The organism is Spirosoma sp. 48-14 (assembly GCF_001898575.1).
Lineage (GTDB): Bacteria > Bacteroidota > Bacteroidia > Cytophagales > Spirosomataceae > Spirosoma.
This window is the reverse complement of record NZ_MKUD01000044.1, coordinates 63,659-89,563: the sequence shown is the minus strand read 5'-3', so window position 1 is coordinate 89,563 and position 25,905 is coordinate 63,659. Positions and strand designations below refer to the sequence as shown.

Sequence of the window (25,905 nt, the reverse complement as noted above, 5' to 3'; positions counted from 1 at the left end):
AGAGCGAAATGCCATCCGGCAGCAATTCGCTCTTTCACTCTTTCACTCTTTCGCAATTAAATTCCAGCTAAGGGCTGTGCCTGCGGTGATGTTTTGTGTGGCGGTTTTGCCGAGGATGGTTTCGTAATAGCGTGTATGCAGGCCGTTTGCCGGACGAATGCTACGGACATTTTCAGACGTGAACTGCTCGCCCGCTTTCATGTCGTGTACGACATACAGCGACCGTTTGAATTGAAGGCTTTTCTCTTCTTTAGGGGTAAGTGTATAACTCACCTGTCCCATAGCCAGATACGCCCGTTCGGTTTCGATGACCAGGCTTTTTAGCTCGTCGGGCTCCAGCGAAAAAGCGGAGTCGACACCACCGTCGGCCCGGCGTAGCGTAACGTGTTTTTCGAGGACTACCGCTCCCAAAGCAACGGCCGCTACGGCTGCACCAATGCCCATTGTGTGATCCGACAGCCCTACTGGTACGTCGAACAGGTCACGCATGTGTGGAATGGTGAGTAGGTTGGTACTTTCGGGCGTGGCCGGATAGGTACTGGTGCACTTGAGCAGCACGAGGTCTTTGCAACCGTTTGCCCGGAGTACGTTAACGGATTCGTCGAGATCGGCTACCGAAGCTACACCTGTACTCATAATGACTGGCTTGCCCGTTTGCGCTACTTTTTTGAGCAGGATATGGTCGGTATTTTCAAACGATGCGATTTTGTAGAGGGGCACGTTTAGTGATTCCAGAAAATCGACGGCGGTCGTATCGAAGGGCGAGCTGAACGCAATCATCCCTCGCTGCTGGGCGTGTTCAAAAATAGGCTTGTGCCATTCCCAGGGCGTATAGGCTTCTTTATACAGCTTATACAGATTTTTGTCGGCCCAGAGCGATTTGGCATCCCGAATGTAAAACTCCTCCGACCCTCCATTAAAGGTGATGGTATCGGGGGTGTAGGTCTGGAGTTTAAGCGCATGGGCACCCGCATCGGCTACGGCATCGACAATTTCCAGCGCCCGCTCCAGCGACTGGTTATGATTACCCGACATCTCGGCGATAACAAACGGACGATGCTTGGGGCTGATTGTATAGTGGGCAACCTGAATCGGTTGAGTACTACTCATTGACTGTTTATATAAAGCAGGCTTTGCGTTGGCTGGCCTGATGTGATCCGGCCTGATGAAGATGGGCTGGAATCCCCAAATTTACCGTTTTCACCTGACAATCTGAAACCGGCCCGTTCAAAGGCTCGTATGGAGGCCTGATTATCCGGTTTAATGTATGCATGAATGGTAACGGCTTCCCAGCGTTCCCGGCAAATAAAACACGCCTGGCGGATGAGTTGAGGAGCCAGGCCTTTCCCCCGGTAATTTGCGTCAATCGAGAGGCTAATGATGATTTCGTCGGGCATATCGGCCACGGGCGTTCGCTCGAAGCGCACCTGACCAACAGCTTGTCCGGTATCGCTCAAAAAAAGGAGCAGCAGGGCATTGGGGTCGGCTAATTTATGCGTAAACCAGGCCGTATGCGTTTCCAATGAAATCGGGGCTGAATTGAACGACTGCCGCCGGGTATCAGGATCATTGGCCCAGTCGAAATAAAGCTGGGCATCGGTAGGGCGGGCAGTGCGATAAGTAAGCATAGCTGATTCGCAAACGTTTGCTCGAATTAAGCACTTAAATTTCGAAATAATGCACGAAAACGACTGGGTGATTGCCCATCGAAAAAATGACGTTGAGCCAGTAGGGAATTGCTAACGATTTCACTGGTCGGCTGGATAGACTGAATGGCTAATCGAATTTGCTCGTCCAGGCCCAGAACGGGAATCTGAGTTGTCAGATAGGTGGTAAAAAGTACGGACACGGCTAGTTTTTCTTCAGACAGGAACCGGGCCAGACGGGCCTGGTTGTCGGCTGTTACGACAGCGATCAATGGGCGGTTCATAGCGCACACTTCATAACTGATGGTACTACTAGCCGTAATGGCCAGACTGCACGCTTGTAACGTATCAACCATCTGACTGGCACTGCGATTTTGTAGAATGGTCAGATTGGGTAGCTGCGACTGAAACGCTTCAATCGCTGGTCGATTAGGGTGAAGTGGCCCTAAAACGATCTGAACAGGTAAATGGTCATCTACTTTTTGAATACCCTGCAAAACTGTAAGTGATCGGTTTTCAGGATCGGCACCACCCAGACTGACAAAAATAGGTCCATCGACGGAAGGTTTAGCAAACCCTTCTAGTCTAAGAAACTCGGGTCGCAGCATGGCGTAATGCGGACCCAGACAGAATTGCGTATAGGGTTCAGCATCGTACTCATCAGGCGAAACGCCACCTGCATGATTGATAACCACATCCGCTACCTGACGGCCCGTAACCAGATCATCGATAAACACCAGTTTACGGGCTTTTGAACGCACTGAACGCTGAAAGGCTTCATCAAATGTGTAGCCATCCAGCACGACGATTTCATCTGCTGCAATCTGGTTGATGAATGCCAACTGGGAGTCTGACGCTGGCAATGATAAAACAACAACGCCAGCCGCTTCGATCTGACTTTGGATGGCGTAAGTGGGCTCCACGATGGCAAAACGTATCGAAAAATCGTCTTTAAGCATATTGGCCAGCGCCAGACAACGCATCACATGCCCAAGCCCGATCTGAGCATTTCCATCCGCTCGAAAAAGTAGTCGACTCATAAATCAATGCATAATGAACAATGGATAATGTAGTGAATCCTAACATTACATTGTTTATTGTTCATTATACATTTTAAATTTTATCTCGGCGATTTGCCAGTCCGCTTCGTTATCGATGTCGTGGGCTCCCAGTTCTGAAATGACAATACCCCCTGAGTTGTCGGTGATGAGTCGATGGTTTTGCTGAAAGGCCGTCACGTTGAAAAAATAAAACTGGCCGGCATCATGATAAGCAGGTTCCAAATCCTGCGAGCGGGTGAGGGCGTACTCAGGATGAAACCAGGCCACTTTCGAGTCGTGCAACCGGACTGCCCGTTGAATGGGAAAACTGAACGGCTGAACCGGATAGACGGTATCGAACGGATGGTCGGTAAGCTTTGAAAATGCCTGTTTAAGCAGCCTGGGCGTCACAAACGGAGCCGTAGGATATAGGCAACAGGCATACTCGAAGGATCGCCCCTGGTCTTCATACTGGCTTAGGACTTCCCGCAGCACATCGGCTGTTGTCGCATAGTCATCGGCTGTTTCGGCTCGGCGTAAAAAGGGAACTGATGCACCGCATTCCTGACTGATAGACGCAATTTCAGTATCATCGGTCGACACCATCACCTCATCAAACAAACCAGATTCGCGCGCTGCCTGAATGGCATACGCGATAATTGGTTTGCCCAGAAAAGAGCGGATGTTTTTGCGGGGTATCCGTTTGCTGCCACCTCGGGCCGTAATGATAGCCACCGCGCTCATAAGCCCATAAATTCGTTGACGCAGGCAATGACATACTCCTGTTCCGCATCGGTTAGGGTCGGGAACATGGGTAGGCTTAGGCAGCGGGCATAGTAATGTTCGGCTTTGGGGAAATCGCCCGGTTTCCAGCCAAACTGCCGGTAGTAGGGCATCAGGTGTACGGGTATGTAATGGACCTGTGCCATGATCTGTTTTGTCCGCAGAAAGTCGTACAACCCTTTGCGGTCGTCTACCTGAATAACGTACAGATGGTAGGCATGGATGCCGTTGGCTGGAGGTTCTATTGTAGTCACTCCGGTTCCGGCGAAGGCTTCGTCATAACGTTTGGCAATCTCCTGCCGACGGGTCATCATGCTATCGGCCCGGTTCAACTGGCTCATCCCTAACGCTGCCTGCATATCGGTCAGTCGGTAGTTATAGCCCAGCTCCTGTAACTGCATGTACCAGCCTCCCCGCTCTGGCTCACCGAGGTAGGGTTCAACCAGTTCGTCAGGTTTATTGGTAATGCCGTGGGTGCGCAGCCGAAGCAGGTGTTTGTACAAGCCTTCGTCGTTGGTAGTAATCATACCACCTTCGCCAGCCGCAATATGTTTGACTGGGTGAAAACTAAAAATGGCTAACTCAGCCAGCGACCCATCACCACACCGATGCACTGTACCGGCTGGATCGGTAAATGAACCACCCGGCGCATGACAGGCATCTTCCAGAATCCATAAACCGTATTCATCGGCCAGCGCCCGAAACTCAGCTAAATCGACCGGATAACCGGCAAAATCGACCGGGATGATACCGGAAAAGTATCCTTTGGGATGTTGCTCAAGAAGCGACCTTACGGCATGTATGTCGAGTACAGCGGTTTTGGGGTCAATATCGGCGAAATACACCTCTCCCCCGCAATAACGAATGCAGTTGGCAGAGGCCGAAAATGTGATTGGCGTTGTAATGACCCGTGTGCCTTCGGTAACTCCCAACGCCATACAAGCCAGGTGCAGCGCAGCCGTTCCGTTAGCGACGGCAACCGCATACTGACATCCGATATACGCTGCAAAGGCCGATTCGAACGCTGTAATGTGCGGCCCCTGCGTCAGAAAAGGGCCGCGCAAAACGTTGGCAACGGCATTAATATCGTCGTCCGTAATATGCTGGCGGCCGTAGGGAATAGGATTCATAAAATGAATAATGGTTAATGAATAATGAACAATGAAATGGGACTAGCCAATTATGCATTCTTCATTTTACATTATACATTAAAATCTGGATCAACGTGTTGCTGAATCTGGTCTCGGAGCTGGTCAATGGTAAGCCAGTCGGTATTGGTGCCGGAGTTGTATTTGAAGCCCATTTCTACCTGACGACCGTTGAATGCTTTCATATAGTCGTCGATGCTCCAGGTAGGCGTAGACGGTGTAATGACATAATATTTATCCGTCTCGACAGTATTAAGCGAGTCGGTTTCGGTAATCATTTCCTCGTGTAGCTTCTCGCCTGGACGGATACCCACTAATTTCTGTTCGCAGTCGGGACCGATGGCCGTAGCAACATCCGTGATTCGGTACGATGGAATTTTGGGTACGAAAATCTCTCCTCCCCAGGCATGTTCGAGTGCATGAAATACCATTTCGACCCCCTCTTCCAGCGAAATGTTGAAACGGGTCATGTCGGGGTGGGTGATCGGGAGTACACCTTCTTTTCGCTTTTCGAGAAAGAACGGGACAACCGAGCCCCGCGAACCGATTACGTTGCCGTAGCGAACAACCGAAAACCGTAGATCGCGACTGCCTTTCATGTTGTTAGCGGCTACAAACAACTTATCGGAGCAGAGCTTGGTAGCTCCATAGAGATTGATAGGGGCGGCTGCTTTATCCGTAGAAAGGGCTACAACGCGCTGAACACCATTGTCAAGGGCGGCATTGATGACATTTTCGGCACCGAATACATTTGTTTTGATACACTCCATCGGGTTGTACTCGGCGGCTGGTACCTGTTTTAGAGCAGCGGCATGGACAATGATGTCTATCCCTTCGCACGCCCGTTTGAGCCGTTCGGCATCGCGCACATCCCCAATAAAAAACCGGATAGATTTGTACTGGGCATGCGGATAATGCTGCGACATTTCGAACTGTTTTAGTTCGTCGCGGGAGTAAATAACTAAGCGTTTAAGATTCGGGTGTCGCTGGTACATCATTTCGACAAACTTCTTGCCAAATGAGCCAGTACCGCCCGTAATCAGAATCGATTTATTGGTTAGATCAAGCATAGTCGTGTTTTAATTAATGCATAGTGAACAATAAATAATGTAAAATGAATAATGCGGAAAACCATTGTTCATTATGCATTACCCATTTTTCATTGTCCATTCTTATACCCTTCGGTTTCGCGGACGGCCTTCAGCAGGTCAGCTAGTTTGGTAGCAAGCGCTGGTTGCTGAGAGGCCTGATTAACCGTTTCGCCGAGGTTATTTTTTAAGTTATAGAGCTGAGCATTAGGTGCATAGCCCGTTTCAATGTTGACTTCCTGCATGTGTGGAGGGCCAGCGTGTGCTTCAATGTATTTCCAGTCGTTCTGAACGATCGAAAGTGTTCCGTTAAGTGCGTGTTCAATAACATAGTCTCTATTCTTTTTCGATTTTCCGAGAAAGGTGTCCAGTGAATTGAAACTGTCCCGAGCGTCAGTTTTAGACAACGTTTGACCCGTGAGTGCCGCAAACGATGCCATCAGATCGACCTGACTTACCAGCGCATCACTAACCCCCGGCCTGACCTGACCGGGCCAGCGCACAATAAATGGTACGCGCGTTCCGGCATCGAAAGCACTGTACTTACCTCCGCGAAGTGGTCCAGCTGGTTTATGGTTTCCCAGTTTTTCAACCGCCTGATCATTGTAGCCATCATCCACGACAGGGCCATTATCGCTGCTTATAATGACCATCGTGTTCTGGCTAAGGCCCAATCGGTCGAGTGTTTTCAGGACTTCGCCCACACACCAGTCCAGTTGCAGAACCACATCGCCCCGTGGGCCCATCCCGCTTTTACCCGCAAATCGAGGATTCGGCATACGTGGTACGTGAATGTCGTGGGTTGAAAAGTAAACGAAAAACGGCCCAGCTTTACTATTTTCAATAAACTGATTCACCTTGCCTACCAGCACATCGGTCATTGTTTCATCGACCCACCGGGCCGATTTGCCTCCACTCATATACCCAATTCGACTCACGCCATTCACAATGGTTTGGTCATGGCCGTGGGAATAGGTCATTTTGAGCAATTCGGGATTTGCTTTGCCAGTCGGATCGGAGCCAATGGGGGTTGTATAGCTTACCTGAATGGGATCGTTGGGGTCTAGCCCGACCACCCGATGATTCTCCACATACACGCAGGGCACACGGTCGCCGGTAGCGGGGAGGAGGTAAGAATACGTAAAGCCGATTTCGAGCGGACCGGGTTTGATATCGCCATTCCAGTCGGGGCCACCCTGTGGGCCCAACCCCAGATGCCATTTACCCACAACGCCTGTTTTATAACCTGCTTTTTGTAAAATACCAGGCAGTGTTAGGCGATTGGTTGGGATCAATAAAGCGGCATCACCGGGGGCAATACCCGTTCCCGATTTCCGCCAGGCATACGAGCCGGTCAGCAGTGTATAGCGTGAGGGCGTGCAGGTTGAGGACGATGCATGGGCATTGGTAAAGCGGAGTCCCTCGCGGGCAACTCGGTCAATATTGGGCGTCTGGATTTGGGTGGCCCCATAGCAACTGAGATCACCGTAGCCTAAATCATCGGCATAGATCAGTACGATATTGGGTTTTTGCTGGGCCACCGCTTCCAGACTAATCATCCAGACGCTGAAGCACAGAGATAGTAGTTGTTGGTAACGGCGCTGGTTCATGGGGTAGTGATGGGTTGGGGAAGCTTTTCACGCTCGAAAGCGTCGATATAGCTTTTCGCGCTGGCGTTGATAATTTTTACGCCCTGATCATCGGCATAGTCCCTAAGAACTTCATAGCCCCGAAATACTTTATGCAGCGATAAAAACTGCGAAGCCATCGAAAAGGTACGTTGGCGTTGCGCATCGGAGTATACTGGCTGATGCGTAACATCTTTCGGTTTATCGTAGAAGTGAATCTGCTTAATCAGCAACTGGTTCTGATCGTTGAGACGGATTTGTTCATGCCAGGATGTATCGGCCCCGAACAGATAAATTCGTTCGAACTTTCGGTTGATCATCAGGGCCAATGCGGCAATGATGACCGTCTGTGCCTGTGGCATGCCTAATCCTCTGGCATACAGCCAGTGAACCAGCCTTTGGAAGCCTCGCACAACGGTATAGTTGAAATAAACGACTGAAATAGCCGGATTACTCTGTTCAATGGTTTTCAGCAGGTAGGAGCCCTTGGCAAAATGAGGAACATACAACGTCATGGGCCAATTGACTCGCTCGCGGAAAACGGTCAAAGTCTGTCGGATGTCGTCGCGGTCGGTGGTTTGTTCGGTAAAAACGAAATAGTTCGGGTCTGAAATGATATAGTCCTGCGGCTGTAATCGGGTAAAAATATCGGCGTGGGCAAAGTTGTTGACGCAGACAATTTCGGTTTGTTTGATAAAATCAAACTGCTCGGCCAGCGATTCGTTTAGTGACGGACCATTGCCTAAAACCGAACAAACCGGCCGCTGACGCGCAGGCAGGCGAGTGGCATGCTGGAAACGCATGGCTACTTTCAGCAGCGATACCAGCGATGCGAATAATGCATTCAGAAATTGACTAACCGAATTAAAAACTGTTTCAATCATGCCGTCGGCTCCGGGCGAGGGCTCCTTTTTTCCTGTAAAATAACAAAGAAATTAGCAGACCGACACAGTTGGCTTATGCGAGCACATATTGGAATGGTTGGGCGGAAACTTGCTGAACGAGTCAACCTTTCTGAAAGATAAGCTAAAGAGTTTTCTCAAAAATGAGTTTCGGTGATTCAGAAGCGCCCAGATTCCGCTTAAAGCGCATTAAACTCGGTTTAGGATTGTGGAAGTTGTCGAGCGATACACCCAGATCCAGCAGTTGAATTTTGTGTTGCTGGCAGTAGGTAAACAAACCATTCACCAGCATAACCATCGGACTGAATGTTCGATAGTCGGGATTTGATGCGGGCATAAAATAATAGAGGATGTCGTGACGAACGTGCACCGTTATGGCAAGTGCTGCCAGCTTTGAACCATCCGTAACGCAGAAAACCAGAAATTTATCGGGGAACGTATCCAGTAACTTGGCGAGTCGTTCGGGTGATAGGGTTAAGCGATGGCCCAGTGTTTTTCGGGTATCGGTGATGAAATTTACTACGTCGGCTAGTACAGGATTGACCCAGTGGTGGAAATGAAAATTAGCTCGTTGACAGGCACGCAGCCGTCGGCGTTCCTGGGGTTGAATAGCTTGTTCGAAAGGCCGATTGCTGATGGGTAAATAAGCGTTTTTATGGCTTGCCACTAGACGGAACCCATGTCTGAACAGTTTGGCCGTAAGGCGGTTTGCTTGTTGAGGGGCGTAACAATCAGGGTAGTTTACAAGTCGTAGGGTGGGCTTTTTGAAGAGCCTGGCTGACGAAAGAAGGACTTCTAAAAACTGGTCTAGCACGGAGTCGGGGAGAGTTTCGGCAAATTCGATCGAGCCAAACGGAGCTTCTGCCGGACTGATGACCTGATTACGTTGACTAAAAAAAGCACACCGAATGTCAGCCTGTTGCGTGAGCTGGTTTACGGCGGTTAGCAAGTAAAAATGCCCATCGGCCTGTTGCCCGAGGTGATCGATTTCATTAAAGAAAAAGCCGTCCTGATGGAATTTCGGTGTGGCAACATGATGTGGATTGTGCTGAAGTAAAAATCGATGAGATTCCATGTGATGACCGATTGGCACATCAAGACGAGGGTAGCATGGAAAAAGTAACCTGGCCCAAACGGATTAGAATTTGAGTACCTGGTTGTTTTGATTTATAAATCAAGTGTAACTTAGCTTGCGAGGTTCGGACAGAGGGATGGTTTATAGAAAGAAAGCAGCTTATACAGGTAGGTTCAGGAACATAATTGCCTGGCTAACAGATACTACGTTTCGGCAGGTTACCATCCTCTTTTGGCTGGTTTTTATTTGTTTATTATCTACAAAAAAGGTGAAGGCGCAATGCCCATCGATTACCAATACGACCCAGACATCGGTAACGGTTTGCTCGGGGTCACTTGTCGATAGTCTACAGGTTAGAACGACCGCTTTCTGGCCAGATAAAATTGAATTGGTGCGTTTTGATACCCCACAGGTAAACCCTTATAAGGGTGGCGTATCGTTGGGGGAGTTGATTTCATCGAACGGGATTGCTACGATGCGGACAGTTGCCTTTCCGCCAAATACCGACGTTTCAGATAAAACCTATTATGTCTATGGTCGTCTGATTCCGTTGGCCTCCGATACTACCTGCCGACCCTTTGCGCTGGTAACTGTGATTGTGAAGCCAGCGCCCATCGCCACCCTGTTAGCCCGTGAAGCAACCTGTCAGGATTCGGTATCGCTGGCCGATGGTTGGGTACGCATCAATAACGTTGCCCCAACCGATACCTACGAGGTGGCCAATAAAGGTATCTTCTCAGGGAATAGCCAACCGATTCCTACAGATGGCGTAGTGATCCAGCATCTTAAACGGACAGGGAAACCAGAAACGTACGCAGTAAGACTATACAGTGCTTTTGGCTGTTTCGTCGAACGGTCTATTACCTTGTTAAATACCTCCTGTGCCTGTCTACCTGCCAAATGTGTACCGATCTTCGTTCGTAAAATAAGAAGCGGACGGGCCGGAAAATAAAGGCAGGTCGTCAGACCATTCAATCCGCAAATGCTGTCGTCAGGCTATGTGTTGCGTCGGTAGGTATACGAAGAACGTAGCGCCCTGACCAGGGTGACTGCTGGCCTTAATATACCCCCGGTGGTTTTCGGTAATCTTTTTGGCAATAGCCAGCCCAATACCCGTACCTGGATATTTCCCCTGACCATGTAACCGCTGGAAGGTTCCGAAGATGCGTTCAGCATGTTGTGCGTCGAAACCAATCCCGTTGTCGGTCACTTCAATCAGCGCATAGTCGGATGGAGCGGCCAGTAGTAAAAATTCGGCTGGCAAATCAGAGCGTTTTATCTGGGTACTCCGAATCCGGATGTGGGGAGCACAGTCGGGCTTTGTAAATTTGAGCGCATTGGAGAGTAAATTCTGAAATAACTGCCGAAGCTGGCTCTCATCGCCGGGCACAGTAGCCAACTCATCAATGTCTATTTGTGCGCCAGACTCCTGAATGGTGATATCCAGTTCATTCGCGACCGATTCGACAATCTCGCCTAACGGCTGAGGGCGCCATGTATCCGACTGTAGCGTTAGTCGGGAGTAATCGAGCAGGTCTTTAATCAGCAGCGACATCCGCTTTGCTGCCAGCACCATTCGATCAATAATATCGGCACCTTCCTCATCTAAATTGGGCGCATAGGCTACTTTCAGTCGATCGCCGAAGGAGCGGATCTTGCGAAGTGGCTCCTGCAAATCGTGCGAAGCTACGTAACTGAAGGAGGCCAGTTCGGCATTCCGGTTCGTTAACTCCTGATTTTTAGCCAGTAGTTCTTCATTGACGGCCTTCAGATCGGCTTCGTATTTTGTGCGCTCCAACTCAAACTCAGCTCGTTTGGCCAAAATCTTTAACAACGAGGCAATGTATTCGGGCTGATCGATGGCCGATTGGTGCATGACCGTTAATATCCCAAATGCGTTTCCTTTCGTATCATACAAGGGGTAACCGATGTAGCCTTCAACATTGAATTGAACCAGGGTCTGGTTTTTAGGAAACAGTCGGCGGCATTGGCTTGGGTATTTTGATAGCTGTCCCTGAATAACCTGCTCGCAAGGTCCATCAGGCAAGTCGTACTGGATATTGCCAACCGTCTGACCGTAGGCCGTAAGGGCAATGGTGCGAATGGCAAAATGATTGGGAGCGGGTTCAATCAGTTCACCCAGGAAGACGAAATCCAGACGGGTTTGCTCAGCTATGTATCTGACTAAGGAGTGAAAAAACTCATCACCAACCGTATACGTAGCAAACTTGTCGGAGAATTCGATCAGGAATCGTTGATCAACTTCCTGCTGTTCCAACTGTGATTTCAGTCGGCTATTCTCCCGGATAAGTGTGTCGATTTGTTCTTGTAACGGAACGGTGGGTGTCACGTCCATGGTGTTTTGGTTAAGCTTGCTTTAGAGCGGTATTGAGGATAGACATTTAATGTGCATTATAAGCAAAAAATAAACCAAATGGAATTAATGGCTAACGTAATGGTAAGCTACGCGAGTAACCAGCCGAGAAATAGACCATAACTACGGAACGATAGCCGTCTGTATGTTTAGTAACTGATAGGTTTTCGTTTGCCCAGATGGGCATATACGAGTTGAATAATCCCATCCTTTAGGCCCAAATCGGGTACAATAATGCGATTGGCCCCTGCCCACTTCATCACTGAAATGTAAATATCGGAAGCTGGCACGATTACATCGGCGCGGTCTGCATTCAGGCGAAGTCGGTTGATACGTTCGTCCAGACTGAACCCGGCAATATAATTCCGTATGCGTTCAATCTCGTCGCGGGTGGTTTCCGTCTCTGATATTTTAGAGGCCAGATTAAAGAGCTTGCTGATGTTACCGCCCGTGCCAACCGCCACAACTTCCCGCGATGAGTCGATATTCTCTTCAACCCAATCCTCAATTTTACGCCAGGCTCCTTTCGTTTCTTTGCCTTCCAGCAATCGAACCGATCCTATTTTGAACGACTTAGAATTAATTTTCTGCCGATTCTCATAGACGTTCAGTTCGGTGCTACCACCCCCTACATCGATGTGCAGATACTGTTTATCATCAAGTGCCTGTACTACTACATTATTGATCAGTTCTGCTTCTTTCCGTCCGTCGATAATATTAATTTTTATTCCTGTTGTCGATTCAATTCGCTTTGCTACTTCATGTCCATTCGAGGATTCGCGCATGGCCGAGGTTGCACAGGCTAAATAATCTTCTACTTCATGGAGCTCCATGAGCAGTTTGTAAGCCTGCATGAGTTTGGTGGTACGGGCTTCGCTTTCAGGCGTAAGTGCCCCGAAATTGAATACATCATGCCCCAGTCGGAGCGGAAAACGAACATATTCCACCCGTTTGAAACTAACCTGATTGTCGTTGTATAATACCGTTGAGATTTGCAGACGAGCTGCGTTAGAGCCGATGTCGATAGCTGCTAGTTTCATTCAGTAAAGAGTGAAAGAGTGAAAGAGTGAAAGAGCGAAATTAAGTTTGGTAAGAAGATCTCTACAGATCATTTCACTCATTCACTCTTTCGCTCATTCACTCTTTATGACTGGCCAAAGATACGCTTTTTTGCCACCCTACAGCCTATTGGCAGGTGCGTGTAGATTGACCACTGAGTAAGTCGTGGAAAGCTTAATAATACGTTTACCAAAAAATCAGTTAATTTTGGCGCCTGTTTGAACAGGACTATAGTTCATGACCATATTAGGTATTTCTGCTTTTTATCACGATTCAGCGGCTGCGCTAATCGAAGATGGCCGTATTATTGCCGCAGCTCAGGAAGAGCGATTTACGCGTAAAAAGCATGACCCAGGATTTCCGGCTCACGCAATTCAATACTGCCTTCAATACAGCGGGGCAGACCTTAATAAATTAGATGCCATTGTCTTTTACGACAAACCACTGCTGAAATTTGAGCGGTTGCTCGAAACGTATTATGCCTTTGCTCCCAAAGGGATACGGTCGTTTCTGATGTCGATTCCGGTCTGGCTGAAAGAAAAACTGTTTCTGAAGCGCCTGATTCGCGAAGAGCTGGAAAAGATAGGCTATAAGTCATCCAGCAAAGTAAAGCTGTTGTTTCCCGAACACCATTTGTCGCATGGAGCCAGTGCTTTTTATCCTTCGCCCTTCGAACGGGCAGCTATTCTGACCATCGATGGGGTAGGCGAATGGGCAACGGCGTCGATTGGCCTGGGCGAAGGGAAAAATATTTCGATCCTGAAAGAATTACGGTTCCCTCATTCGCTGGGGCTTTTGTATTCGGCATTTACCTACTTCCTGGGTTTCCGGGTCAACTCCGGTGAATATAAGTTAATGGGGCTGGCTCCGTATGGCGATCCTACTTCGCCCGATGTAGCTCGTTACATGGCTATTATCAAGGATAAACTGGCTGATCTACGGCCCGATGGGTCCGTTTGGCTCAATCAGGAGTATTTCGATTATGCCACCGGGCTTACCATGGTGCATGAACAGAAATGGGCCGAACTGTTTGGCTTTCCGAAACGTCAGCCGGAAGATGAGCTTCAGGCGCATCATTGCAACCTGGGTCTGGCGATTCAGTACCTGACTGAGGAGGTGGTCCTGAACATGGCCCGCGAAGCCAAACGGTTGACCAATGCCGATGCGTTGGTGCTGGCCGGTGGGGTAGCCCTGAACTGTGTATCGAACGGGAAACTTCAGGCAGCCGGCCTGTATAAAGATATCTTTATTCAGCCTGCTGCCGGTGATGCCGGGGGGGCTTTAGGTGCCGCCTTAGCCGCTTACCATATTTATTTCGGAAAAGAGCGCGAGGTTACGAAAGAACGCGATGCCATGCGGGGCTCGTATCTGGGGCCAACCTTCTCCGATCTGGACGTTGAACTGATGGCGTTGAAATATAAAGCTGTTGGCAAACACTTCGACAATTTCGACGAGTTAAGCCGGGAAGCAGCCCGACTGCTGGCCGAAGGCAATGTAGTAGGGTGGGTGCAGGGCCGCATGGAGTTTGGCCCCCGGGCATTGGGTGGCCGCAGCATTCTGGGCGATCCGCGCAATGCCGAGATGCAGAAAAAGCTGAATCTGAAAATCAAGTACCGGGAGTCGTTCCGGCCGTTTGCGCCATCGGTACTGGCTGAAGATTGCGCCGAGTATTTCGACTACGACGGTATTTCGCCCTATATGTTATTGGTTCATCCGGTAGCACAAAAGCGTCGTACACCCGTACCGGCCGATTATGCCAGTTTTCCCCTGCGCGAAAAGCTGTACTATCAGCGGTCCGACTTGCCGTCGATTACCCATATTGATTATTCGGCCCGGATTCAAACGGTACACAAAGATACCAACCCGCGTTATTACCAGTTGATTGATGCGTTTAAGCAACTAACGGGCTATGGTGTCATTGTAAACACCAGTTTCAACGTGCGGGGCGAACCCATCGTTTCTACACCTGATGATGCATATCGATGCTTTATGCGTACCGAAATGGATTACCTGGTTGTCGGAAATTACCTGTTCGATAAGCGCCAGCAACCCGAATGGCAAGACACCGACAACTGGAAAGAAGAGTTTGTTTTAGACTAACAGGCGCTTACCGCCGAATGTGCTGAATTAATGCAATCAAAATTTGTGTCGAGTGGTATTCGTTTACTATTCCTGGCGTTCTTAGCGTTTCTGCTGTATTACGGAGATCGAATCCACGTGGTATTGGATTATCCGCACAGAGGGCTTTTCGATAATATCTACGTCCGACTTGCCAAAATCGCCGTTCTGCTTCTGGTGATGATGGAACTAGTCCGGTTGTACTATTACGGAGTGGTGAAGAACCCGAATCCACCTAAGCTGATCGGTAATCTGGCTACGCTGCTGGTGCCAACTGCGCTCCTGCTGGTGTTCGTTGAAATTATTTTCATGTTCATTGCCCAGAGCCAGGAGGGAGGGCTTACGTTGGCTTCGCACATCTGGTTCGAGCGGTATTGGCCACCCATGGTTGGCGATTACCGCGATACGCCCAGAACGGATACACTGGGTAAAAAAGTTGTATTGGTTGTGGGTGATTCGTTTACATCAGGCCACGGTCTGAAACGGGCAGAAGAACGATACGGGAACGTTCTGGGCGAAAAGCTGGGCAATCAGTATATAACCTATAACCTGGGAATATCGGGCTCCGATACCCGGAACGAATACGAGCGGTTGATTAAATTTGGCAAAAAGCCTGATATACTCGTTTTACAGTATTTCCCGAACGATATTGAAAAGGTGGCCCATGACCACGGTTTGGTACCAGCTTCGTTTGAGCCCTATTCTGATGTCCCCCGGGTATTTCAGTCGCTGTTCATTAAATCGTATCTGCTCAATTATCTGTATTGGCAGTTTCCGCATGGTAATTTTGCCCCGTTCGATACGTACGCCCGTACAGCTTATGGAACGCCAGCGATTATTAACGATCATTTGAGCGATCTGGCTAAATTTGTGACATATGCGAAAGAGAACAAGGCTCGTTTTTACGTTGTACTGTTCCCATTTTCGCATAACCTGGAAAAAACAACGGAATACGTTAAGCCCGTTGTGTCATTCTTTCAGCAGAATAATGTACCTGTGCTGGAAGCGGGTAAATTGATGGGTGATATTGAACCGAAAGACCGTGTAGTTGGCCGCAATGATGGTCATGCCAGTGCGTTGGTGAATCAGCGTGTAGGAGAGGCTTTGTTCAGCCTTGTTCAGTCCAATTCGGGTACGGGGCATATGGCTTCGGCCGACAGTACGGCTAAACGGTAGATTGTTAGCGTATCAATCGGGTATACAAGTAACTAAACACAAATTAGATCATGGAATTTTTGCAGGACATTATCAAATTCATGCAGCAGCGTAAGAAGTGGTGGCTCGCACCAATGATTATTCTGTTGCTGCTGATTGGTATTCTGATTGTTATTGGTGGCGGATCGGCCGTTGCACCGTTCATTTACACGCTGTTCTAGGCATGGACGTTTCTGAAAAGGTAAAGGCGCAGTTGGTTATCGTAACTGGACTGGTAGTACTGTATTTTATAGTTAAGTCGCCCTGGTTGCTGTATGCTGCTGCAGCGGTTGGTGTTTTGAGTCTGGCAATTCCGGCGGCAGGTGATTTGATCGTGAAAGCATGGTTTAAACTGGCGGAGGTGTTGGGAAACATCAACGGCAAAATCATTCTTTCCATTCTGTTTTTCGTCTTTTTATGGCCCATTGCGTTACTCTATCGGCTAAGTGCCAAGAATCCGCTGGCTATTAAGCGCACTGATCAAAAATCGTTCTACAACGAACGAAATCACAAGTATACCAAAGAGGATTTAGAACAAACCTGGTAATTGGGTAGCCGCCATAAACGGATTGTTGAGCGTGCTAAACCATTTTAGAATTCGTACACGCTACATAATTTGCTGAATCTTAGGGTACACTTAGGTAGAGTGTACCCTATTTTTATCTATTTTTGCTATAGGCTTATCCAGAAAGACGGAGGGACGGACCCGATGAAGTCTTGGCAACCCTTTCAAAACCAAGAGGTTATTGAAACTCGGTGCCAATTTCCTCCCGGTAAACTAACCGGGCCAGATAAGTTAGCACTCCGCTACCTGTCTTTTTGTGCCTAAGCTTTTTGCGGTTTTGGACTTTTTTAAGGACACGGATTGTTGGTATTCCTGACAATCGCACTATACAACTGCCTTTGAAGACGATATACGACCTTTTGAACGAGCGGATTCTCGTTCTCGATGGTGCAATGGGCACCATGATCCAGCGGTACAAACTGACTGACGCCGATTACCGGGGTGAGCGATTCAAGGATTTTCCACACGATGTAAAAGGCAACAACGATCTGTTGTCGATCACGAAACCAGACGTGATCAAGGCAATTCATCGCCAGTATCTCGATGCAGGAGCCGATATCATCGAGACCAATACCTTCAGCGCCACGAGCATTGCTATGGCCGATTATTACATGGAGGACCTGGTGTATGAACTGAACTACCAGTCAGCAAAGATTGCGAAGGAAGTAGTGGAAGAAGTAACCCGTCAGAATCCCGATAAACCTCGGTTCGTTGCGGGCGCTATGGGGCCCACCAACCGTACAGCCTCGCTCTCTCCCGATGTTAATAATCCTGCGTACCGGGCGGTTACGTTCGATGAACTGGTCGATACTTATTATGAGCAGGTCGGTGGGCTGGTTGAAGGAGGAGCTGATCTGTTGCTGGTCGAAACGATTTTCGATACGCTCAATGCGAAGGCGGCTATGTTCGCCATCGACAAGTATTTTAATCTGAATCCACAGCGCCCTGTATTGCCCGTCATGATTTCGGGGACGATTACGGATGCCAGTGGACGAACCCTTTCCGGGCAAACGACGGAGGCTTTCCTGTACTCCGTTTCGCATTTGCCGTTGTTGAGTGTGGGGCTGAACTGCGCTCTGGGAGCCGAGCTGATGCGCCCATATATCCAGACCTTAGCGAAAGAAGCGCCATTTTTTACCTCTGCCTATCCGAATGCCGGTTTGCCGAATGAGTTTGGTGAATATGACCAGACGCCCGACGAAATGGCGGCTCAGGTGGAAGGCTTTATCCGGGATGGTTTTGTAAATATCGTTGGAGGTTGCTGTGGATCTACGCCCGACCATATTCAGGCTATTGCGCAGGCAGCCGCTAAACACAAGCCCCGCCAGCGTCCACAGGCTGAACCCTATCAGAAACTGAGTGGTCTGGAACCGTTAAAAGTCACGGAACAAACTAATTTCCTGAATATCGGTGAACGGACCAATGTGACGGGGTCGAAAAAGTTTGCCCGACTAATCAAAGAGGGGAATTACGACGAAGCGCTTAGCATCGCTCGTGGACAGGTTGAAGGGGGAGCGCAGGTGATTGATGTGAACATGGACGAAGGCATGCTCGATTCGGTTGAAGCCATGACCACGTTCCTGAACCTGATTGCCTCCGAACCCGACATCGCCCGCGTTCCGATCATGGTCGATTCGTCGAAGTGGGAAGTGATTGAGGCAGGTCTGAAATGCGTTCAGGGCAAAGCTATCGTCAATTCCATCTCGCTGAAGGAAGGCGAAGAAGCGTTCATTGAACGGGCAAAACTCATCAAGCGCTACGGTGCCGCTACGGTCGTGATGGCGTTTGATGAAACCGGGCAGGCTGATTCCTACCAACGTCGGATTGAGATTTGTGAGCGGGCGTACCGCATTCTGGTCGATAAAGTGGAGTTTCCCCCACAGGACATCATTTTCGACCCGAACATCCTAACCGTTGCAACGGGTATTGAAGAACATAATAACTACGCTGTTGATTTCATCAATGCTACTCGCTGGATCAAGGAAAATCTGCCGCTGGCGAAGGTGAGTGGTGGGGTTTCGAATATCTCATTCAGCTTCCGTGGCAACGATGTGGTGCGTGAAGCCATGCACTCCGCTTTCCTGTACCATGCCATCCGGGCAGGTATGGACATGGGCATCGTAAACGCGGGCCAACTGGAAGTGTACGACAACATCCCGAAAGACTTGTTGGAGCGTTGCGAAGATGTGCTGCTGAATCGGCGGGATGATGCTACCGAACGACTCGTTGAGTTTGCCGAGACTGTAAAAGCGAAAGGAAAAGCTGTTGTTCAGGACGAAAGCTGGCGGGCGGAACCCGTTCGCGAACGGCTTAAGTATGCGCTGGTAAAAGGTATTACCGATTACATTGACGAAGATGTGGAGGAAATCCGTCAGCAAGTCGAACGCCCGCTACATGTGATTGAAGGGCCGTTGATGGATGGCATGAACGTAGTTGGTGACCTATTTGGGGAAGGGAAGATGTTTCTGCCCCAAGTGGTCAAATCGGCAAGGGTGATGAAAAAAGCCGTCGCCTATCTAACCCCATTCATCGAAGCTGAAAAATCGGGTGAAGGATCGTCCTCGGCGGGTAAAATACTGCTGGCAACCGTGAAAGGTGATGTCCATGATATTGGTAAAAATATCGTCGGTGTTGTGCTGGGCTGTAATAACTACGAGATCATTGACCTCGGGGTGATGGTGCCAACACAGAAAATTCTGGACGAAGCCCGCAAACACAACGTCGATATCATTGGCCTGAGCGGTCTTATCACCCCTTCGCTCGATGAAATGGTTGGTGTGGCCAAAGAAATGCAGCGTCAGGGCTTTACACTGCCTTTGCTGATTGGTGGCGCTACAACCTCACGGACCCATACGGCTGTCAAGATCGATCCGCATTACGAGGGGCCGGTTGTTCACGTACTCGATGCCAGCCGTAGTGTTCCGGTGGCGGGGCGCCTGACCAGTGAACAGTTGGCAACGCGTCAGGATATATTTAAGGAAATAAAAGCAGAGTATAGCAAACTCCGCGATGATCATGCCCGTCGTCGGCAGGAGAAAGCCAGCCTGACGATTGACAAAGCACGCCAGAACCGGACGCCCATCGACTGGCGGAATTTTGAGCCGACCAAACCCAATTTCCTGGGTAACCGCTATTTTGACGATTATGATCTGGCCGAGCTGCGAAGTTACATCGACTGGACGCCCTTCTTCCAGACTTGGCAGCTACACGGTAAATACCCCGCCATCTTCGAGGATGCCACGGTGGGAAAAGAAGCTCGGCAACTGTTTGATGATGCCAACCGACTGTTGCAGGAAATTATTGACGGCAAGTTGTTGAAAGCAAAAGCGGTAGTCGGTTTTTACCCCGCCAACGCTGCCGATGATGATGTGCTGCTACATGAGTTTGAAGAACAGGTTCGCGAAATTCCCTGCGAACGGCATGGATCGCACCGACACATTGAGTATAAAATCAGTCGAACGCAGTCGCAAACGGCGGTAAGTCCGGTTGGTGAATTAATTTACGATACCAAAACGGTCCTGCATTTCCTGCGTCAGCAGAACCAGAAAGCACCGGGCTTGCCAAACTACTGCCTGTCGGACTTTGTGGCTCCCCTCGAAAGTGGTCGCGAAGATTACCTGGGTGGGTTTGCCGTAACAGCTGGTATCGGTATCGAAGCGTTGCTGGAAAAATACGAGCGCGACCACGACGATTATAACAGCATCATGGTGAAAGCCATTGCCGACCGTCTGGCCGAAGCCTTTGCTGAGCGGATGCACGAACGCGTACGGACGGAATTTTGGCCCTATGCAATGGGTGAAACGTTCTCGAACGACCAACTCATTAAGGAAGAATACCAGGGTATACGGCCTGCACCAGGTTATCCAGCCTGTCCCGATCATACCGAAAAAGGCACCTTGTTTGAGTTACTGGACGCTGGTAAGATCGGTATCGAACTGACCGAAAGTTATGCCATGTACCCAGCCTCGTCGGTCAGTGGATTCTACTTCTCGCACCCCGAATCGAGGTATTTTGCCGTCGGTAAAATCAACAAAGACCAGATTCTGGATTATGCTCAGCGGAAAGATATGCCGGTTGACGAGATCGAACGATGGCTGGCTCCCGTACTGAGCTATGATGCCTAGCGTTAAACATCTATAGTGCAAAAGACGGTTGTGTAAGCGACCGTCTTTTTTGTTATTAACTTTAGCACGTAATCGTCAGCCATATATGGATAACTTTATCAACTATGTCGAGATCAATAACTTCAAATCGATTCGCCATTTGGAGTTGTCAGATTTCAAAAGAATAAATCTGTTTATAGGTAGACCAAATGTCGGTAAATCGAATTTACTAGAAGCGCTTTCGTTATTTAGCCTTCCATATCTTTGGGAGAATTCACCAAGAAAGTTGACTGAAATTATTCGATTAGAGAGTCAGCGTGAGCTTTTTTATGAAGGTGATACCAGTAAGGGTATTTCTATTAGAGTTGGCCTGATGGGGATACAAGATATTAGAGAAAATTGTCATATTGATTTCAATCGCCAAACAGGAGGACTAAATGCTGAAATATTTGTTTCTAGAAGAGATAATAATAAACTCAATTTTGATGAGTATAGAAGCCATAGTGGATTTAGTCCGGATAGTTCATATATTGTACAATATACTATTGATCAAAAATTTAAACTCTCTGATTATTTTGGTACAGAAAGTCGCCATTTTATAAACTATATTAAACGATATGAATTCTCTCCAAGAGTTAAATATAAAGAGTTGAAAATTCCTTTTTTACAGCCTCCATTTGGATCTAACATGCTTTATGTTTTGGAGTTAATGCCTAAGCTTAAAGAGGTTTATGCACAATGGTTTCGCCAATATGGATTAAGACTAGTTTCTGATTTATCCAGTCAATCGTTGAAGATTTTAAAAGATAAAGGCGATGAAGTTTTTCTATTACCTTATTCATCAATAGCTGACACTTTACAACGTATTATATTTTATAAAACAGCTGTTGCTTCTAATGAAAATTCAGTGTTGCTTTTTGAGGAGCCAGAAGCTCATGCTTATCCTCCCTACATTGCTGAGTTTACGCAGGAAGTAATTCGGTCAGTAACGAATCAGTTTTTTATTGTTACGCATAGTCCATTGATTGTCAATGATTTTCTTGAAGGGTCTATTGATGATTTAGCCATATTTATGGTTGATTTTAAAGATGGCCAGACAGTGGCAAAGCCACTAACAAGGGATGAAATTAAGGAAGTACATCAATATGGCGTTGACTTATTTTTTAATAATGAAGCTTATTTATCCTAATGGATTTGCACGTTATTCCTGAATGTTATATCGATACGAAACTTCTTAAAATAGCTGTGCCGCCACGGGGTAGGTACAATCATCAAAAAGGATGCACTAATGTCGTAAAGCAGATGCAGGAGAAGCTGTCTGGTGATTTTGCCTTAGGACTGATTGATAAGGATAAAAAGATTCTAAAATATACCGAAGAATTCGATACCGTTATTGAGGTAAAAGACAGATTAGAACTGCTAAAACATCCGAGTAGACATCATTATCTGATATTTATTTCGCCTGCTCAGGAGAAATGGATAATTGCTGTAGCTGAAGAGGTTGGATTATCACTTACTGAATTTAATTTGCCTCATGATTTTAATCAACTCAGGGATATTACAAAAACATCCAAAAGTGAAAATGACGATCCACATTCAGCAAATTTTCAACAATTATTTAAAGAGATAAAGAAGAAACAGTCGCGTTATTTGAAAGTTCTTTCATTTTGGGTTAGTTACCTTAAGGATAATCCATATAGCGCAGATTTAGAATGGATAGCTATAGAAACTGATAGAATTTTGGATGAGCCTTGACTTGAAAATTCTGAAATGATTTGAATAAAAACTCCCGGCCATGTTAACCACAGCCGGGAGCGAAAACTTAACCATATAGTTTAAAACGCTACTAGGAACCACACATCTCACAACCTTCTGGATCGTCCAGTGAGCAGGTCATGGCGGCATATTGCTGTTCGAGGTCGGTCACCATTGGTACAGGAGTAGGCGCTACGTTCTGGGCGTGCTCCTTGGCGTACTGTACGTAGTTGAGGGGTTTCTCGACGGGTGCTGTTTCGGCCATTACGGGTTCGAGTTGGGGCTCGGCCTGAGGCTGTACCACAGTGAACTTCACCGCATCGGTAGCCGCTTTCGTGCGCAGGTAATACATACCCGTTTTCAGGCCCGCTTTCCAGGCGTAGAAGTGCATCGACGTCAGCTTGCCGAAGTTCGAATCCTGAATGTGGATGTTCAGCGACTGCGACTGACAGATGTATGCACCCCGATCGGCAGCCATGTCGATGATGTGCTTCTGCTTGATCTCCCAAACCGTTTTGTACAGGTCTTTGATGTTCTGCGGAATGCCTGGAATCGCCTGAATCGAACCGTTGGCCAGAATCAGGTTGTTTTTCATTGTATCGTTCCACAGACCCAGTTTTACGAGGTCTTTCAGCAGGTGCTTGTTCACGACGACAAATTCGCCCGACAATACGCGACGGGTGTAGATGTTGCTCGTATACGGCTCGAAGCACTCGTTATTGCCCAGAATCTGCGAGGTCGATGCGGTAGGCATCGGAGCCAGCAGCAGCGAGTTCCGGACGCCGTGTTCGATCACATTTTTGCGCAGGCTTTCCCAATCCCAACGGGTTGATTTTGGGTTTACCCCCCACATATCGAACTGGAATATACCCTGCGAAATCGGTGAGCCTTTCCAGGTTTCGTAGGGACCGAATTCTTTAGCGGCCTCCATTGAAGCCGTCATGGCTCCGAAATAGATCGTCTCGAAAATATCTTCGTTCAGGCGACGCGCTTCTTCCGATTCAAACGGCATCCGCAGCATAATGAACGCATCGGCCAGACCTTGTACACCCAAACCGATTGGCCGGTGGCGCATGTTGCTCCGACGGGCTTCTTCAACCGGGTAGTAGTTGATGTCGATGATCTTGTTCAGGTTGCGGGTGGCTACCTTCGTAATCTCGAACAACTTCTGGTGATCGAAACGCATGATGCCGTCTGGATCGCGCTTGATGAACTTCGGCAGGGCAATCGACGCCAGGTTACAAACGGCTACTTCGTCGGGAGCCGTGTACTCGATGATTTCGGTGCAAAGGTTCGAAGATTTGATCGTTCCCAGGTTCTTCTGGTTCGACTTCTTGTTGGCCGCATCTTTATAGAGCATGTATGGCGTGCCGGTTTCAGTCTGCGATTCCAGAATCTTGAACCACAATTCCTGAGCCTTCACGGTCCGACGGGCGCGGCCTTCGCGCTCATAACGCTCATACAACGCTTCGAATTCTTCGCCATAGCAATCGGCCAGACCGGGGCACTCGTGCGGACAGAACAATGACCAAACGTCATCAGCTTCTACCCGCTTCATGAACAGATCGGGCGTCCAGAGCGCATAGAATAGGTCGCGGGCGCGGACTTCTTCTTTGCCCGAGTTCTTTTTCAGGTCGAGGAATTCGAAAATGTCGGCATGCCAGGGCTCCAGGTAAATGGCAAACGAACCTTTCCGCTTACCACCGCCCTGATCCACGTAGCGGGCCGTGTCGTTGAACACGCGCAGCATCGGAATGATCCCGTTCGAGGTTCCGTTGGTCCCCTTAATGTATGTACCTGTTGCCCGGATGTTGTGAATGCTCAGACCAATCCCCCCGGCCGACTGCGAAATCTTGGCCGTTTGTTTCAGGGTATCATAAATACCATCAATGGAGTCGTCCTGCATGGTGAGCAGGAAACAGCTCGACATCTGGGGTTTGGGCGTACCGGCGTTGAACAGCGTCGGGGTTGCGTGGGTAAACCACTTTTCCGACAGCAGATTGTAGGTCTCAATGGCCGAGTCAATATCTTCCTGGTGAATTCCAACGGCTACCCGCATCAGCATGTGCTGTGGGCGTTCGGCAATGCGTCCGTCAATCTTCAGCAGGTACGATTTTTCGAGGGTTTTGTAGCCAAAATAATCATAACCGTAATCGCGATCATAGATGATCGTAGAGTCCAGCAGAGCCGCATTCTGGCGAACGACTTCGTACACTTCCCGCGAAATCAGCGATGCATTCTCGCCGGTTTTGGGGTCTTCATAGTGGTACAGTTTTTTGATCGTGCCCGAAAACGATTTATTGGTCTCTTTATGGAGGTTGGAAATGGCAATCCGGGCCGCCAGAATGGCGTAATCCGGATGTTTGGTGGTCATCGAAGCAGCTGTTTCGGCCGCCAGATTGTCGAGCTCTGTCGTTTTAACGCCGTCGTAGAGGCCGCTGACAACTTTTACGGCGACTTCGACGGGTTGTACATAAGCTGGATCGAGGCCATAGCATAGCTTCTCGATTCGAGCCGTGATTTTGTCGAATTTGACAGATTCCCGGCGGCCATCACGTTTGATTACGAACATGATAAGTTTGGGCTAGTTATGTAAAGAGAGATGATTAGATACAAATGAAAGTGAACGTGGTGTTACGGAATTGCTATACTTAGTTACGGTGTTTGTGGTGGGCTTGTCCAGATTGAAAATAATGAATCGCTTCATTGAGCTATCCATTTATCCAGAAGCATGCCTGTTACGAGACGTTAAAGTTCTGTTGAAATAGACGGAAAAGCAACCAAGAAGGTTCGCCCATTTTACGGAATCATTGAAACGTGCAACTCTGGTAAGTAGGTTAAGAAATTGTTAAGCCATCATCCTGAATCACTTAACAATAGCCTACTAAAATGATATTCTAATAAATAAAAAAAGTAATTTTTATTTGACGGTTTTTATGGCCGATTATTGATTCGACTAAGCCGTAGAAGAAGCGTAATGGTGTAGAAATATATGAAAAAATGACCTCAAAAACAAGCGTTTAGTACACGATTATTACCCAACGGTACCAATCTAGGCTATTGATTCGCTGGCTTTAAAGAAGCCGTAAAAAGTCTTTGTTTTCCCCGTAAAAAGACCTTACCTTTGCAGTCCTTTTCGGTCGGAAACCGAGAAGATGACAAGAAACAGCGATTTATCATGAAAAAGGGCATTCACCCGGATTACCGCGATGTGGTATTCCACGACCTGTCGAGCGACTATAAATTCCTGACGCGCTCTACGGTTCAAACCAAAGATAGTGTCGAGTTCGAAGGGAAAACCTACCCACTCGTAAAAATTGAAGTTAGCTCGCAGTCGCACCCTTTCTACACGGGTAAGAATGTGCTGCTCGATACTGCTGGTCGTGTGGACAAGTTCCGCAAGCGCTACGGTACCAAGTAAGGCTAA

At 48.3% G+C, this 25,905-nt stretch carries 21 protein-coding genes and 1 riboswitch; of the genes, 9 read left to right on the top strand and 12 right to left on the bottom strand.

Annotation, left to right across the window (positions count from 1 at the left end; translation table 11 throughout):
• Positions 1-42 precede the first annotated feature (42 nt).
• From pseI to BGO59_RS21960, 9 genes are all read right to left on the bottom strand, one after another.
• Complete coding sequence (pseI, locus tag BGO59_RS22000; protein WP_293686771.1) at positions 43-1,110, bottom strand: pseudaminic acid synthase; 1,068 nt, start codon at positions 1,108-1,110, stop codon at positions 43-45.
• Positions 1,107-1,628, bottom strand: a complete 522-nt coding sequence (locus BGO59_RS21995; RefSeq protein WP_293686769.1) for a GNAT family N-acetyltransferase — start codon at positions 1,626-1,628, stop codon at positions 1,107-1,109. Before BGO59_RS21995 ends, pseI begins: the two co-directional genes overlap by 4 nt.
• A gap of 26 nt (positions 1,629-1,654) precedes the next feature.
• Positions 1,655-2,686: a UDP-2,4-diacetamido-2,4,6-trideoxy-beta-L-altropyranose hydrolase gene (pseG, locus tag BGO59_RS21990; RefSeq protein ID WP_293686768.1), complete on the bottom strand. Its 1,032-nt coding sequence runs from the start codon at positions 2,684-2,686 to the stop codon at positions 1,655-1,657.
• A 54-nt stretch (positions 2,687-2,740) separates the two neighbouring features.
• Entirely contained in the window at positions 2,741-3,430 is a 690-nt protein-coding gene (pseF, locus tag BGO59_RS21985) for a pseudaminic acid cytidylyltransferase (protein WP_293686767.1), read from the bottom strand.
• A complete protein-coding gene (pseC, locus tag BGO59_RS21980) occupies positions 3,427-4,599 on the bottom strand; it encodes a UDP-4-amino-4,6-dideoxy-N-acetyl-beta-L-altrosamine transaminase (RefSeq protein WP_293686766.1) in 1,173 nt (390 codons plus the stop codon). The genes pseF and pseC overlap by 4 nt, the downstream gene beginning before the upstream one ends.
• 71 nt (positions 4,600-4,670) lie before the next feature.
• On the bottom strand, positions 4,671-5,687 hold the full coding sequence (gene pseB / locus BGO59_RS21975; protein WP_293686764.1) for a UDP-N-acetylglucosamine 4,6-dehydratase (inverting): 1,017 nt from the start codon (positions 5,685-5,687) through the stop codon (positions 4,671-4,673).
• 89 nt (positions 5,688-5,776) lie between these two features.
• A complete protein-coding gene (locus BGO59_RS21970; protein WP_293686762.1) occupies positions 5,777-7,315 on the bottom strand; it encodes an arylsulfatase in 1,539 nt (512 codons plus the stop codon).
• Positions 7,312-8,217, bottom strand: a complete 906-nt coding sequence (locus BGO59_RS21965) for a hypothetical protein (RefSeq protein WP_293686761.1) — start codon at positions 8,215-8,217, stop codon at positions 7,312-7,314. Before BGO59_RS21965 ends, BGO59_RS21970 begins: the two co-directional genes overlap by 4 nt.
• A 142-nt stretch (positions 8,218-8,359) precedes the next feature.
• Positions 8,360-9,310, bottom strand: coding sequence for a GNAT family N-acetyltransferase (locus tag BGO59_RS21960; RefSeq protein ID WP_293686760.1), 951 nt, complete (start codon positions 9,308-9,310; stop codon positions 8,360-8,362).
• Positions 9,311-9,578: 268 nt separating this feature from the next.
• Here BGO59_RS21960 and BGO59_RS21955 point away from each other — a divergent pair, with 268 nt between their 5' ends.
• Positions 9,579-10,262 (top strand): hypothetical protein, encoded by a 684-nt coding sequence (locus BGO59_RS21955; RefSeq protein ID WP_293686759.1) that lies wholly within the window; start codon positions 9,579-9,581, stop codon positions 10,260-10,262.
• Positions 10,263-10,301: 39 nt separating this feature from the next.
• Here BGO59_RS21955 and BGO59_RS21950 read toward each other — a convergent pair whose 3' ends face one another.
• On the bottom strand, positions 10,302-11,666 hold the full coding sequence (locus BGO59_RS21950; RefSeq protein WP_293686758.1) for an ATP-binding protein: 1,365 nt from the start codon (positions 11,664-11,666) through the stop codon (positions 10,302-10,304).
• A 167-nt stretch (positions 11,667-11,833) separates the two neighbouring features.
• Positions 11,834-12,724: a phosphatase gene (locus tag BGO59_RS21945; RefSeq protein ID WP_293686757.1), complete on the bottom strand. Its 891-nt coding sequence runs from the start codon at positions 12,722-12,724 to the stop codon at positions 11,834-11,836.
• A gap of 256 nt (positions 12,725-12,980) precedes the next feature.
• Here BGO59_RS21945 and BGO59_RS21940 point away from each other — a divergent pair, with 256 nt between their 5' ends.
• The 7 genes from BGO59_RS21940 to BGO59_RS21910 all read left to right on the top strand — a co-directional run bounded on the left by BGO59_RS21940 (position 12,981) and on the right by BGO59_RS21910 (position 22,478).
• Positions 12,981-14,843: a carbamoyltransferase gene (locus BGO59_RS21940; protein ID WP_293686756.1), complete on the top strand. Its 1,863-nt coding sequence runs from the start codon at positions 12,981-12,983 to the stop codon at positions 14,841-14,843.
• A gap of 30 nt (positions 14,844-14,873) precedes the next feature.
• On the top strand, positions 14,874-16,037 hold the full coding sequence (locus BGO59_RS21935; RefSeq protein ID WP_293686754.1) for an SGNH/GDSL hydrolase family protein: 1,164 nt from the start codon (positions 14,874-14,876) through the stop codon (positions 16,035-16,037).
• A 50-nt stretch (positions 16,038-16,087) separates the two neighbouring features.
• The gene (locus tag BGO59_RS21930) at positions 16,088-16,237 is read left to right on the top strand and encodes a DUF5989 family protein (protein WP_020600213.1); all 150 of its coding nucleotides are present in this window, start codon (positions 16,088-16,090) and stop codon (positions 16,235-16,237) included.
• Positions 16,238-16,239: 2 nt separating this feature from the next.
• Positions 16,240-16,602 (top strand): SxtJ family membrane protein, encoded by a 363-nt coding sequence (locus BGO59_RS21925; RefSeq protein WP_293686750.1) that lies wholly within the window; start codon positions 16,240-16,242, stop codon positions 16,600-16,602.
• Positions 16,603-16,732: 130 nt separating this feature from the next.
• Positions 16,733-16,853, top strand: a riboswitch (SAM riboswitch).
• A gap of 105 nt (positions 16,854-16,958) precedes the next feature.
• Entirely contained in the window at positions 16,959-20,744 is a 3,786-nt protein-coding gene (gene metH / locus BGO59_RS21920) for a methionine synthase (RefSeq protein WP_293686748.1), read from the top strand.
• 85 nt (positions 20,745-20,829) lie between these two features.
• A complete protein-coding gene (locus BGO59_RS21915; protein ID WP_293686746.1) occupies positions 20,830-21,912 on the top strand; it encodes an AAA family ATPase in 1,083 nt (360 codons plus the stop codon).
• Entirely contained in the window at positions 21,912-22,478 is a 567-nt protein-coding gene (locus BGO59_RS21910) for a hypothetical protein (RefSeq protein WP_293686744.1), read from the top strand. The genes BGO59_RS21915 and BGO59_RS21910 overlap by 1 nt, the downstream gene beginning before the upstream one ends.
• 91 nt (positions 22,479-22,569) lie before the next feature.
• Here the strand turns inward: BGO59_RS21910 and BGO59_RS21905 are convergent, their stop codons facing one another.
• A complete protein-coding gene (locus tag BGO59_RS21905) occupies positions 22,570-25,050 on the bottom strand; it encodes a ribonucleoside-diphosphate reductase subunit alpha (protein ID WP_293686742.1) in 2,481 nt (826 codons plus the stop codon).
• A gap of 606 nt (positions 25,051-25,656) precedes the next feature.
• On the opposite strand from BGO59_RS21905, the gene BGO59_RS21900 reads away from it, so the two are divergent.
• Positions 25,657-25,899: a type B 50S ribosomal protein L31 gene (locus tag BGO59_RS21900; RefSeq protein ID WP_080059834.1), complete on the top strand. Its 243-nt coding sequence runs from the start codon at positions 25,657-25,659 to the stop codon at positions 25,897-25,899.
• The last annotated feature ends 6 nt before the right edge of the window (positions 25,900-25,905 follow it).